This window comes from Streptomyces sp. NPDC043427, assembly GCF_056436655.1.
The window spans coordinates 1-13,651 of record NZ_JBWKCC010000058.1 but is presented as its reverse complement, the minus strand read 5'-3'; the positions used below and the strand labels follow the sequence as shown (position 1 = coordinate 13,651).

Genomic DNA, 13,651 nt, shown 5'->3' with positions numbered 1-13,651 from the left:
CCCCCCCCCCCCCCCCCCCCCCCCCCCCCCCCCCCCCCCCCCCCCCCCCCCCCCCCCCCCCCCCCCCCCCCCCCCCCCCCCCCCCCCCACGCCCGCTCCACGATGTGTGGGTCGACGGCGTACGGGACGGGGTCTGAGGTGAGTGGTGGGTCAAGCCGGTGGTGGTGTGCAGAGGCACCGAGGACAAGAAAACCAATCCCCACCACTGGACATAAAAACGAGAACTGAAGCTCCGTCACCGGGCAGCGGTGAAAGCCGAGTTCTCGCTTTTATTCGTAAGTAGATACTCGACCGCCGGATGCTGGGTTCGGTTCTCACTGGCACCACACTCACCGGAGCTCATCCGACGCATCGACGTCTTCGGCGGCCGCCTCATCCACCGTTCGAAGTCGGCGCGACTGATACAAGTAAGCGCCGATGAGGCGGACGAACTCGTCGGCGCGCTCGTTCTCGCCGGTGAGTGCACCGGTGAGCTTGCCGAATGCGCCTTCGTTCAAGACCGCCGCGTCGGTGAGCGTCTCTCGAAGATCCGGAGACGCCAGGAACTGATCGACAGCGTTGTGGTCAATCTGTTCAGCGATGCGGGGATCCTCCTCGGCCATGCCGGCGGCAGCGATGACAAACCCCTCGATCTGTGGGTCGGCGAACTCGGCACCGAACAACGCGTTGATCCGGGCGACAACCTTTGAAAGCAACTCTCGCTGCGGGTCCTGGCGTGAAACGCCGGAGCCGACCCCGGTGATGCCGCGCAGGCCGGGTGTGTCCTGGTCACCGGACAGGGCGATGTCGGCCTTCCCCTGATCGATCTGACGAACCCGTCGCAGCTCGAGCCCTGACACGTCGACGTCTCCCCCGGCCTCCTCCGAGGGCAGTAGACGCGTCAGCTGGCGCAGGAACTCCGAGAGCTTCTCCAGATCACTGGTGCCATAGTCGACAACCTGGGACATGAAGTCATACACACGCACATAAGAGCCGCAGTCCTTCCGAAAGGTCCGCAACTCGTCGAGCGCCTGACTGTCCTGCTGCGAGTTCGCGTCCGTCCATCGGTTCACGAACTCATCACGCGCCGGCGTCACGGCAGCTGCGAGAGCGGCATGGGACTGGGTCGGAGCCCACCACGCCTCGGCGTAGCGCTCCACGTCCGCCGGCGTGTAGATCCTTGCCTGGGCCAGTTTGGTCGCGAGCCGGTGAACGAGGTTCGGGTCCGTCGCTGTCTCGACGTGCGCCTCGAGGTAGTAGGTCAGAAACGCCTGGCGGATCTCTTCGGGGTTGTTGACGAAGTCGAGCACAAACGTGCGGTCCTTCACCTCACCCGAAGGCGTTCGGTAGGTGCGGTTGAGCCGGGACAGCGTCTGCACCGCATGCACATCGGGCAACCGCTTGTCCACGTACATGGCGCACAGCAGCGGCTGATCGAAGCCAGTCTGGAACTTATCGGCAACCAGCATGAGCCGGTACTCCGGCCGACGGAACTCCCTGGCCAGATCCGATCCTAGGCCCGGATTCATCGAAGCTTCGGTGACGTCGCTGAGCCCGTACTCATCGTCGCTGATCTTGTCGCTGAACGCCACGATGGACTGGTATCCGTACCCCTTCTGAGCAAGGTACTTGTCCGTCTCGATCTTGTAGCGGACGGCGGCCTGCCTCGAGTCGGTTACGACCATGGCCTTAGCGTGCCCGTCAAGTAGGTGGGCCACATTTGCGCGGAAGTGCTCGACGATAAGCTCGACCTTCTGCCCCACGTTCGTCGGGTGCAGGTTCGCGAACCGCATGATCTTGCGCGACGCGACCTTTGGATCGACGAGACGGTCCGCATCATCGTCGGTTCCGTCTCCTCCAGTAATGCCAGTGGCGACGCCACTCTCGCCGCGCTTTTCGATCTCGAACGCCGTCTTGTACGTCTGGTAGCCGCGTAGCACATCGAGGATGAAACCCTCCTCGATAGCCTGCCGCATCGAGTACACGTCGAAAGAGACCGGTTTCCCCTCATCGTTCTCTCGTCCGAAGAGCGTCTTCGTCTTCGTCTTGGGCGTCGCCGTGAACGCCAACAGGGACACGTTCTGAGCCCCGGCGCGCGCTGCGGTCTCGGCAGCGATCTGCTGCTCGCGAGCAGCATCGGCCTCCACGACCTGGTTGACGACGTCCTGACTGTCGACCTCGTCCTCGTCGGTGACCTGGCTGCCCTCGGTGAGGACCTTCTTCAGATCGGCAGCCGTCTTACCTGACTGGGAGGTGTGCGCCTCGTCGACGATCACCGCGAAGTTCCGATCACCCAGCGTCCTCTCCAGGAGACCCTTGACATAGGGGAACGTCTGGATCGTGACGACCACGATCAGAGCCGAGCCGGTCAGCGCGTCCAGTAGCGCACGGGACTTCGAGCCACCAGATCGGCGCACGGCCGCGGAGTCGATGACCGCAACAGTGCCGACCGTGTCATCGACCTGCTCGACCGCCTGCTGAAGCTGAGCGTCGAGGACTCTGCGGTCGGAGACGATCAGGACCTTGTCGAACACCTTCTCGTTCGCCTGATCATGGAGCCGGGCGAGACAGTGCGCTGTCCAGGCGATTGTGTTCGTCTTGCCTGATCCCGCCGAGTGCTCGATCAAGTACCGGCGACCGGGGCCCTCCTCGGTTATCGAGTCGACGAGCTTCGTCACCGCGCGCCACTGGTGGTAGCGCGGGAACATCAGCGCCGTCGACCGCTTGATCTTGCCGGTGACGGGGTCTTCGTCGGCCTCGGTCTTTAGGAACATCTGCGACCCGAGGATGGCCAGCCAATTATCGCGCTGCAGCACCTCTTCCCACAGGTAAGACGTCGAAGAACCATCCGGGTTCGGCGGGTTCCCCGCCGCGCCGGAGACCTCGTGGCCGCGGTTGAAGGGCAGGAAATAGGTTTTCTCCCCGGCCAGCTTCGTCGTCATGTGGACCTGGTCGTCGTCAACGGCGAAGTGGACCAGGGCACGGGTGCCAAACCCGAGCAGCGGCTGCCCTGCCGGGTTCCGGTCGTTGCGGTACTGGCTGATCGCGGTGCGCCACTTCTGCTTGAAGAACGACTTCAGCTCGCAGGTACCCACCGGCAGGCCATTGACGAAAAACACCAGATCGATCGACCGGGAGTCTCCACGCTTAGGGGAGAAGTGCACCTGCCGGGCCACCCGCAAGCGCACCTTCCGGTAGTGCTCGGTGACGTCCCGGTTCAGTGTCGTGGCCGGCTTGAACTGGCACATCCGCAAGTGCGCGGTCGCTCCCCGGGTGTGGGAGACCTTTCGGCGCAGCACATTGAGCGTGCCCCCACCTGAGCTCATCGGCGTATCCAGTCGAGCCACGAGGGATGCGAGGAGCGCCTCGCGGTCCGCAGTTTCAGCACCCGTTCCGACGCGGACGACCTTGGCGTACTCGTCCGGCTGAGTCTCGGACAGCCACCAGTGCACGTCCTCAGGCCAAATCGCCCGCTCGACGTCATAGCCTTCGTCGCTCTTGCTGTACTCCCAGCCGTGCGCGGCCAGGTACTCGGCGATCTCGGTCTCGAACGCCTCCTCACGGGTCCCGTCAGGTGCTGCCATGGCCCTCACCCCGCCATCCGTGCAGTACGTACGTCGATCTGTCCCGTCACCGCCGCCGTGATCAGCGCCGAACGCCGCTCTTTAGCCAGGGCGATGTGCTCCTCGGCCTTGGCAATGAGGGCGTCGATTCGCGAGGTCTGTTCGTTGATGTGCGCGACGATCGCGCGCTGCTCATCGAGTGGAGGAACGGGAATCCGGAAGGCCCTCACCTTGTCCTGGTTGATGTTCGGCTGGCCCCCGCCAGATGCTTCGAGCAGGAGCCACTCCCGTGCCGCTTGGAGGCTGTATTCCACGAACTCAACCGACGTTCCAATAGGACCGACCAACGCACAGCAAGCTTGATTCGTTGCAGCAGGCACTCCAAGGATACCTGTGCGTCCAATCGTCGCTCCATACATCGCTATCAGGAGGGTTCCTGCGGGGTACACCTTGAGTGCCGAGTACTTCTTCACTATCGAAAGGGAGACGGCTCGCTGCGTGCTATTAATCTGCCTCTCGCGCAGTTCGCTCGTGGTTACCCATGCAACGTCACCCGCGGCCGCGTCGAGAATGTCTTCGTTCGCGGGGGTTGTTCCGCTTCCAGTCGCACTGAACAGGTGCGACAGGCGGACAGACGTCCAGGTATCCGGAAGCGAATGTCCCCATCCGGTTGCGACTTTGACTGCCGTCTTCTGCCGCTCCCGCAGCAGCCCAATCAACTCCTCCTGCTTCGCCACAAGCGCATCAACCTGGGCCGTCTCGTGATCCAGGTAGTCGGCGATAGCGCGCTGCTCATCAAGCGGCGGACACGGGAGTTCGATGCGAGCCAGATTGGCAACGGAGATCCGTGGGAGGCCTGCTCCTCGGGTAAAGTTGCGGGCCTGCTCCGCAACCGGCCGAGAAGAAAAAACGAAATTCAGGAACCGAGATGTCATTCGTCGTTGATCTGGCGAGACGATGATGAGCGATGAAGCGACGACGAAGTTGCGGTCGTCGACGACTAGGGCTGTGGTCCCAATTGATCCATCTTTGGAAAAGAGCACATCGCCACGCTTAGGACGGCACCCTGTGCGGACCATGTACGCATACGTATCGGGGCTGGTCTTCAACGACCCAGCGAAGTCGATCGTCCCATTCTTCACGTCCCGAGTTGAGACGAAGTCGAAGACTCCACCCTCCGTTTGCGGTGAGATGTGTGCGCCATCAGTCACTCTGCGCGAGACCGACTTGACCCGAACACGCCTCCACGACGGTGGCAGTTCAGGGTACCCACCATTCCCCGGCGCTCCCGACGCGTTACTCATCCCTCCACCTCACGCAGCAGGGTCATAATCTCGCCGACGACACGCTCAAGGTCCGTATCGATCTCCGCGAGCGATCGGGGCGGCTCGTAGGTGTAGAAATGGCGGGTGAAGGGGATCTCGTAGCCGATCTTGGTCTTGTCCCAGTCGATCCAGGCATTGTCGACGTGCGGTTTCACCTCGGCGTCGAAGTAGGCCTGCACCGTTTCTTCGAGCGCCTCATGAGTTTTGGCGTGCTCGCCCCAGCCGAACGGGACATTCTCCGTGTCCCGCAGCGCCGGGTCGGGTTCCGGCTCACCCTTGCGCGCACCCGAGGTGTGCAGGCAAATGTCGGCTGCCTCGTCGTGGACTCCGATGGTCTGCCACAGCGTTTTACGCTGCGCCGCAGTCAGCAGCACGCCGTGGTTACCGAGGTGCTTGCCGAGCTCGCGGTTGAACTTCTCGCGGTTCAGGTACGGCTCGTCGCCGAACGACTCCAAAGCCTCGGCCAGGCCGACGATCTGGCCGAGCTTCTTGTGCTCAGCGACCACTTCGATGGTCTCCGGTGTGCACTCGAAGCGGAGCTGCAGCGGGCGCTCGACAGTGACGGTCCAGTACGCGAAGTCCCGGTTGTCGAAAATCTTGGTCGGCACCGTGACTTCGTCGCCATCACTCTGTGTCCCAGCGAAGGCGCGCACGATCGCCTCGCGGTCCTTGTCGGCGACCTCGACGCGCTTGGAGCCAATCGACTTGCGTAGCTTCGACCCCAACCCGGTCGCATCGATCAGCTGGATGCGGCCCTTGCGCTCGGCCGGCTTGGCATTCGACAGAACCCACAGGTAGGTGGCGATGCCGGTGTTGTAGAACATGTCGTTTGGCAGCGCGACGATGGCCTCGACCAGATCGTTCTCAAGCATGTGGCCACGGATGTCCGAGGGCCCGGAGCCCGCTCCCCCGTTAAAGAGCGGCGAGCCGTTCAAGACGATCCCAGCCTTGCCACCGCGGCCGGTCTCGTCGACGTCTCGCATCTTTGATGCCACGTGCAGCAGGAACAGCATTGCCGCGTCGCCAACAGCAGGAAGTCCCGGCGCGAACCGTCCTTGACCGCCGCGGGCATGCTCCTTCTTGACGTCGGACTCGACGGCCTTCCAGTCAGTCCCAAACGGCGGGTTGGAAAGGACGTAGTCGAAGCGACGGTCGTCGAAGCGGTCGACAACAAGCGTGTCCCCCTGGCGGACGTTTGACGCATCCTGCCCGGTAATGAGGAGGTCCGCCTTGCAGATGGCGTACGTGCGCGGGTTGATCTCCTGACCAAAAAGGGCCGTAGAGGCATCAGGGTTGAGCCCGCGCAGGTGCTCATTGGCGACCGTGAGCATACCGCCGGTGCCAACAGTCGGGTCGTAGATCGACCGCACCGTGCCTCGGCCGCGCAGGGCATCGGTGTCCTCCGCGTAGACCAGGTCGACGAGGAGACGGACGACGTCGCGCGGCGTGTAGAACTGGCCTGCACCGTCATTGGCGGACTCCGCGAACCGGTAGATGAGATTCTCGAACAGGTCGCCCATGTCGGCGTTGGACACCGCGTCCGGCGACAGATCGAGCTTCTCGAAGTGACGGGCCACCTGGGCGAGGCGGTCACGAGCGTCGAGCGTGCGGATCACGTTCTCGAAGTCGAAGGACTTGAACACGTCAAGGTTCGCGGAGAACCCGCCGACGTAGTCGATGAGGTTCGCGGCCAGGTTGTTCGGGTCCTGCAGTGCCTTCTTCAGCGTGTAGTCGCTCGTCGTCCAGAACGACAGCCCCGTGCTGTCCGTGGCGCGGGTCTTGAGCTTCAAGTGGGTGCGCCGCTGCTGTTCCCCCGGGTACTGGGCCACGATCTCGGCCATCACATCGCGGTGCGGGGCCATCACGCACTCGAGGCGACGCAGTACCGTGAAGGGGAGGATGACCGAGCCGTACTCGGCCTCGGCGTAGGGGCCTCGCAGAGTGTCGGCGACGCTCCACACGAAGCTGGACAGGACTGACACGACGGATAGTTCTCCTAGTCTGGGGAAGAGGCTGAGAAACTCGGCACATCCTATCGACGGGCTCCGACACATCAGGGAGAACGATCCAGATGCAGCCCCGAGGCACACCGATCGCCTGGGCTCAGCCTTTGCGAGGCTCGTCCACGTCGGGATCGACTCGATTCATCTGAAGGCGCGCGCTGGCACAACCAGGAGGGCCCTGACGAGGTCAACAACGCGCGGGGCGGCCGTGGAGACGTCGGCCGGCGCTGACTTCGAGATCTGAAGCCCTTGAACCTACGAAGCGGTGGCAGCAACCCTGTGGACTATTTGCGGACTGGGCTCGCCTGCTCTACCAGCGGCAAGGACACCACCTGCCACGTCGTCCCAGACCCAAGGGCCCTCCGGAGCCGTGTGCGCAGGTTCGAATCCTGCCGGGGGCACCTTGATTCAGGTGCCCAAAGACCCCGCCATCAGCGCTTTCGCTGAGACGGGGTCTTCGCGTATGTGCAGGCGTGTGCCGCTCGGAGCGGCTGTATGTCAGGTGCTGTGGACTATGCGTGGATTGGCCGCAGGGCAGGAATCCGCAGGTCAACCCCACAAACACGCCGAGGCTCCCGGACCCGTCGTCTTGGTCGTCGTCCTCACCGAGGGTTCAGCGATCCGGCGGTTGGCGACGTTCTGGCGATCTTCGAGGCACTTCGGATGTTCCGGCTCAGACTGCCGTCTGCACTGCTCCCAGGAACTCCGTCCATGAGGACACGTTCCGGCCGGGCAGGGCCCTCTTCATGTTGAGTTGCAGGGTGCGGCGCAGTGGATGGGGCGACTTCATGATGGCCTCGTTCCGGGCTGCCAGACGAGCGAGTTCCGCCTGAGTGGGCAGCCGGTCGCTCTTGGCTCCGTTGCAGGCGGCATGTGCAGGAGCGAGGTTCCACAGAGCATCCAGGTCTGGGCCGTGCCAAGAGCCGACGCTACCGAAGCGGTGCATCAGGGAGAACGGGAAGACGTGGTCGACGGCTGTGGCGTCGCTCGGGGCCAGGACGTCATCGCAGATGAGGCATCGGCCGTGCTGGAACCCAACCGTGGCCTCAACGATGCCGGTGACCGAGCGGCGGCGGCGTTTGTCGGTGATCTCAAGCGTGCCCCAGTCGACCGCGACGCCCTCCTCGACCAGGCTACGGCCGACGCCGGTGGCAAAGGAGCTCTCCACAATGCTCCATCGCGCACCCAGCTCAGCAGTCAAGCTTGCTGCCTGCTCCGACTGTGCCAAGCGGAGCAGGTCGGGGGTCAGGCGCACAATGCGCTGCCGCCCGGTCCCAGCCAAGTCGTAGAAGGTGTGGTGCACCGCAGTGTCGCCACGCAGGTTGTGGAACTTCTGCATGACCATCGCCGGCATAGAGCGCACCGCGGCGGCCAATAGGCGCTCGGTGGGACGGCCAGCGTTCAGCGTGGCAGCGCTCTCCTGCTCAGCGACGAAGAGGAAGTCTTTCTCGCCTAACTCCACCGCCTGCGGCGCCTGTGGCTCCTGGGCCAAGTGGCGCACCATGCCCAGGCTGTAGGCGGCCGCGAGCTCAGCAAGTGGGACCTCCTGTCGCCCGTCCCGTCCGAACTCCAACAATGCCTGGCCAAGAGCGAACTTGTAGGTGCGCGAGTTGGCCCCCATCAGTACTGCCAGCCGCCATGACGCGCGCGCCGAGGCGTCCTGGGCATAGAACGCCGCCCCGCTCACTCTTCCCCCCTGCGCAGGGCGACCGTCTGCCACCACACCTCGGCACGGCCAAGCCGGTCGGCTCCCTCCTCTACGACTCGCACCAACCCCAGCCCCACTTGCTGCCCGTCCCGCACGACCTCCTCCGCAGGCACGTCGAACATCACCCGATCCGTCGGCGGATCTCCGCGTCGCAGCGAAACGACCAGCAGCCCCGCCGGAGCTAGCAGCGTGGCCAGCCGCTCCATCGCCTGCCCACGTGACGCCGGCGGCAGGTGCATCCACACCGCCGACAACAGCGCCAGCTCAAAGGAACCTTCCGGACGAGACAGCTCAGGCAGTGAATCCTCTAGCCAACGGACGTCTGGGATCGGGTGCAGGCTCTGTGCGACCTCCAGCAACTCGCGCACCGGCTCCGTCGCCACCACCTGGTAGCCGCGCTGCGCCAATGCCGCGGCATCCCGCCCAGTGCCAGCCCCGACGTCCAGCACCCTCGCCGGGGCCGATGGCAGCAGATCCAACACCCCACGATGCACATCCTCGAAGGTGACGCTCCCATACCGCTGCCCGAGGAATTCGGCGTTCTGTGCGTAGTAGGGCTGGACGCCCGCAGCGGATTGACCCACCACAGACGACTCGCCGGGTTCAGTGAAGTTCTCGCCTGTACCGACCATGGATTCAAGCTACGGGAACGCTCTGACATCGGCCGACGCGCGGCATCGTGGCCAACATGTACCGCACCGCATGGCACCTGCTCGGCGTTCTCTCCGCCCTCGGCCGGGGCGAGGCGTAGCGAGGTGGCCACGGCGGTCTGTACCGACGCGATGATCGCCCGTTGGTCGCCAAACCGGGTTGCGGTAGGGGGTCTCGTGCCACTCGCCCTCGCGGCCGGCGAACTCGCCGTGCACAGTTGGGGCCCATGGCTGGGTGGGTAGGCGCTCGGCGTCGCCCTGTAGGGCGAGGGCAGCGCGGCGGGCACCCGAGGCCGGACCGGATGACGGGGGCACCCATCACCAGGCCCTCACCGACGCCCGGCTCCGGAACAGTCACCTTGATCATGTCCGAGCCGCCCTGGGCGATGAACACCAGCTCCAGGACCACGAGCCGGTTGTTGGTCACCGGGTCTACTGCAATCTCCCCAGTCTGACGACCCCTCACCTCGGTCTCGGGCAGCTTCGTGATGAGCAGCGTTGCGTCCCAGGAGTCAACGGGGATGACACACATTCTTGAACCTCACTGTTGGCGGCGCCTGTTGGTCGGCGCCACGTCGACTAACTGGAAACTCCCTAGACAGCATGGGGAGTTGCCCGCCCTAACCGTCTAGGGGGGTATCCAGCTTGCCGGGTGCAGCACCCCAGGTGCCGTCACCAGAGCCGACCAGGCCGACGCAACACCGCCCCGCAGAGCAGGGTCGACCGCGGCCTACCGTTCGGAGGAAACCCGCACGAACCCCTCAGTCCACTCGTCCTCATCGAGCGCGTGCGCGTCTATGACGAAGCAGTCCGGCTCGTCGGAGAAGCCGGGAAGGAGCCGCGCTCGGCGCATGCGCTCCTCAGCCTTGTCCTGGGAGGAGTAGACGCCGAGCATCTTGACGTCGTCGCCGTCCTGCTCGTCGACATACACCGCCTCTCCGTCGATGTGCAGGGTGGCACCGTCAACACCGGCTTCGTTCTGGTGCCCGATGTGCCACAGCAGATAGACCGTCATGCGCTGGAGGCTACGACAGAGCCCAGTGCAGGGCGGTGGCATCGTCGTGGGCCTTGCCCCGCGGCCAGCGCTGACCATCGAGGTCGCCGGCCTCAACTTCGCGTACACGCCGTATCAGTTCGTCAGGCCCGGAAGAGCCAAGAACGGTCAGCGTCTCTTGCCAGGTGTCGAGTTCGAAGGAGTCGACGAGTCGCGTTGCGCCATCGCTGAGCAGTGTCACGGACGTCAGCGAGTCCAGCGGTACGGACCCTGTGAGGGCGTGTTCAGCCGCTTGCGGGTCGGGGCCGGCGATCCAGAAGCCGCCTGGCCGGTTGCGCAGTCCTGTCAGTGCGTCGCGGTACTCGGCCAGGGCAACCGTGTGTTCAGGTGAGCCAGTGGGCAGGGCCTCCGCACGAAGCTCCCGAAGCCGTGCCCCAAGCGCCTGCATCCGTTCCCGCCGCTCACTCCCCATACCCAGGGTTCTACACCACGGAGCAGGAGACTCCGGATGCTAAATGGCGATGATCGCCAGCCTCAGGCGCCGAACGACCTACCACCCGAACTCAGCGGGGCCGACAACCCGGGCGCCGACCTGAGCCGCCAGCCATGCGGCACGCTCGTCATGCCCGGGTCGTGCATGGATGAAGACGGTGTGCTCGGGCGCCCACTCCTCGCAGTGAATCGTGTGACTGTTGCACGCGACCTGCAACTCGGCGTACTTGTACTCCTCGCCCAGCCCAAGCTCCGGCACGGCCGGCCACTTCATGTTGTGCCACAGGATGTAGCACCTTGTGATGTCCGCCCAGGCTCCCAAGGCCTCGCGTGCCCGCGTAAGAGTCGTGGCCCCCAAGCGCACACTCGCGCGCGGGCTGGGATCGCCCACCCCGTACCACTTAACCCTCGCCCCTGGAGAGGCTTCAGTCAGACGCCGCAGTTGATCGTCGTCGTGCGCCCATGCGTCCAGGTAGCAGCCATCGGGGTCATACCAGGACGCGACCGACAGCAACCTCTCCGCGAGCGTCAACGCCTCATCCAGGTTCGTGGTCCGCAACACGGGCCAAGCATGCGTGTTCCCCATGTCGGCATCCTGGCAGAGTGATCGCTCCGAATGCCGCGCATTTGTTGCTGGGCCAACGCCCACAGCGTCATGGCACACCAGCCGTATGTCTAGTCCCAGGTGATGGCTGACGTTCTGGTCCCAGGTGTTGCTTGACGGTGGGCCTAGACAACATCGGAAACTTCACGGGGTTTGTTCGCCTTCACGTGGCGGACGGGAATGTCGGTGGTGCGCTGGATGACGCGGACCTGGCCGTCCAGGTGGACGCTGATCGTCGAGTCCGACACGTGCACAGTCACCGTCTGGCCTGCGTAGGGGCGGCCGAGGGAGACAGTCTGGCGGCAGACCATGATCGTGCCCACAGCGCTGATCCGCCGCTGGATGCGGACCGGCTCCACGCTCGGCCTGGGCGGCGGGCCTGCGGGCCGCAGACCGCGCAGACGCTGGACCTCGTCGGAGCTGAGCGGGTTGGGCCGCACCCGCAGCAGCTCCCGCGAGGACAGGTCGAAGAACGACAGCGTCTCACCGTCGATCCGGATGCCCACCTGACGGCCGCCGAGAATCTCCGCGGCCAGCACCTGGTGCCCGCCCAGGCCCACCAGCCCGCTGTTGTTCACCACCGGGTCCACCTCGAACGCCGCCCCGTCACCGACAGGCAGCGGTACCGGCCCGGCCGCACGTCCTCCCCGGGCCGCCAGCACCGCCAGATCAGAGACGGACAGGTGCGAGCGCACGGTCTTGATCCGCGTCCCGGCGATCAGTAGATGGATCACCGAGGTGTCGGCCCAGAACGTCACCGTCAGCCCCGAGCGGGCCGGGCCGAGCCAGAACTGTTTGCCCGCGACCTGCAGGTTCCCACTCGCGGGCACCACTCGCTCGAACTCCACCGGCCCGCCTTCGTCCACCTGCACCACCTCAGGAAGAGGGGCAGGAGCCGGCGCCGCTTCGACCGGATCCGGCACCGCAGCGGGAGCCGTCCGCTGCTGCGGCACCAGGGCAAGCACTCCAGGAATCCTCAGGCCCGGCACGTCTCGCTCCTGCTCGGGAACCGGGGTGAACCGGTCCGCCGGGGACTGCATGTCCAGGGCCTGGTGCGGCCGCTCGGAGTTGTACTCCTCCACCCACGCATCCAGTGCCGCCTGAGCCGCACCGATGCTCTCGAAGGCACCGCAGTCGTCGAGGAGTTCACGCCGCAGCGTCTGATGGAACCGCTCGACCTTGCCCGTCGTGGTCGGCGACGCCGGCTGGGTCAGCCGGTGCGCGATCCCGTTCTCCCGGCAGATCCGGTCGAACAACACCTCACCACCGTGACCGAACCGGTCGGTGAACTGCTTACCGTTGTCCGTCAGCACCTCTTCCGGCACCCCGAACCTCTGCAAGGCCCGGTCGAACGCCGCGCAGACCGCCCGTCCCGTCGCCCGCTCGACCACCGACGAGATCACGCAGAACCGGGAGTGGTCATCCACACCGGTCACGACCTTCGCCTCGGTCAGTTCACCGGTCACCGGGTTGACCAGCATCACCCCGCCGACGATGTCCATCTGCCACAACTGCATCGCACGGTCCCGCTGCCAGCGCTTGTAATCCGACCGCTTCCGACGCCGCACCCCCGGCTCCACCAGCCCATGACGGACCAGGATCCGATACACCGTCATCCGCGACGGCACCGGCGTGACCGCCCCGGACCGCTCAAGCACATGAGCGATCCTCCGCGGACCCCACCGAGGATGCTTGCGCCGCAGCTCAGACACAGCCGCCTCCACCTCAGCAGAAGCCTGATGCGGACACGACGCCGGCCTGCGCGACCGGTCCACCAGCCCGGCCAGGCCCGAGGCCTCATACCTCGACTTCCACCCACTGAGCTTCTTCAGCGTTGCCGCTCCAGGGTGAGGACGGCTTTGGTGATTGACGTCATGCGGTTGGGGCTGCACCGGCATCTGCGGAAGATCCGCCAGGACTTCAGGCGGGCAACGCCGCGTTCGACCGGTGCCCTTGCCGCGGCCAGGGCCCGGTTGACGGTCTTCTCGGTGGGGGTGAGTTCCCGCAGGGGCCTGCGTTTGATGCCCGTGGTCAGCCAGGGGCCGCCGCCCTGGTAGGCGAGATCGGCCAGGATGGGGACGCCCTGGCGCTCGCAGATGCGGATGATCCGGTGAGTGCGGGCGGCGGTCAGGTCGTGAGCCCGGCCCGGCAGCGCGGGCGAGAGCCACAGCAGCCGGCCTTCCGGATCGGTGACCACCTGCACGTTCACACCGTGCCGGCGGTGCTTGTGGGAGTAGTCCGCGCGTGAGTCGCCGACCCGGTCGCACTCGGCGAGGGTGCCGTCCAGCAGGACGAAGTCGGGGTCGGCCTCACGCAGGACCTTCAGCAGACCC

At 65.3% G+C, this 13,651-nt stretch carries 8 protein-coding genes and 3 pseudogenes; all 11 read right to left on the bottom strand.

The window, feature by feature from the left end; all coding sequences use genetic code 11:
• Positions 1 to 329 precede the first annotated feature (329 nt).
• On the bottom strand, positions 330 to 3,563 hold the full coding sequence (locus AC067M_RS45440; protein ID WP_478702863.1) for a type I restriction endonuclease subunit R: 3,234 nt from the start codon (positions 3,561 to 3,563) through the stop codon (positions 330 to 332).
• A 5-nt stretch (positions 3,564 to 3,568) separates the two neighbouring features.
• The gene (locus AC067M_RS45435; protein WP_478702862.1) at positions 3,569 to 4,684 is read right to left on the bottom strand and encodes a restriction endonuclease subunit S; all 1,116 of its coding nucleotides are present in this window, start codon (positions 4,682 to 4,684) and stop codon (positions 3,569 to 3,571) included.
• Positions 4,685 to 4,842: 158 nt separating this feature from the next.
• On the bottom strand, positions 4,843 to 6,849 hold the full coding sequence (locus tag AC067M_RS45430) for a type I restriction-modification system subunit M (protein ID WP_478702861.1): 2,007 nt from the start codon (positions 6,847 to 6,849) through the stop codon (positions 4,843 to 4,845).
• 694 nt (positions 6,850 to 7,543) lie between these two features.
• Positions 7,544 to 8,557, bottom strand: coding sequence for an HNH endonuclease (locus AC067M_RS45425; RefSeq protein WP_478702860.1), 1,014 nt, complete (start codon positions 8,555 to 8,557; stop codon positions 7,544 to 7,546).
• A complete protein-coding gene (locus AC067M_RS45420) occupies positions 8,554 to 9,210 on the bottom strand; it encodes a class I SAM-dependent methyltransferase (RefSeq protein WP_478702859.1) in 657 nt (218 codons plus the stop codon). The genes AC067M_RS45425 and AC067M_RS45420 overlap by 4 nt, the downstream gene beginning before the upstream one ends.
• A gap of 265 nt (positions 9,211 to 9,475) precedes the next feature.
• A pseudogene (locus AC067M_RS45415) lies at positions 9,476 to 9,760 on the bottom strand (SCO3933 family regulatory protein); the annotation flags it as partial.
• A 198-nt stretch (positions 9,761 to 9,958) separates the two neighbouring features.
• Complete coding sequence (locus tag AC067M_RS45410; protein ID WP_478702858.1) at positions 9,959 to 10,243, bottom strand: DUF7336 domain-containing protein; 285 nt, start codon at positions 10,241 to 10,243, stop codon at positions 9,959 to 9,961.
• A 10-nt stretch (positions 10,244 to 10,253) separates the two neighbouring features.
• Positions 10,254 to 10,628, bottom strand: a pseudogene (locus AC067M_RS45405) (integrase); the annotation flags it as partial.
• Between the two features lie 144 nt (positions 10,629 to 10,772).
• Positions 10,773 to 11,300 (bottom strand): hypothetical protein, encoded by a 528-nt coding sequence (locus tag AC067M_RS45400; protein ID WP_478702857.1) that lies wholly within the window; start codon positions 11,298 to 11,300, stop codon positions 10,773 to 10,775.
• Between the two features lie 143 nt (positions 11,301 to 11,443).
• Positions 11,444 to 13,156: pseudogene (locus tag AC067M_RS45395) on the bottom strand (IS481 family transposase); the annotation flags it as partial.
• Positions 13,147 to 13,651, bottom strand: a 505-nt coding sequence (locus tag AC067M_RS45390) for a transposase family protein (RefSeq protein ID WP_478702856.1), incomplete at its 5' end; no start/stop codon positions are given. The pseudogene AC067M_RS45395 and the gene AC067M_RS45390, both read right to left, overlap by 10 nt.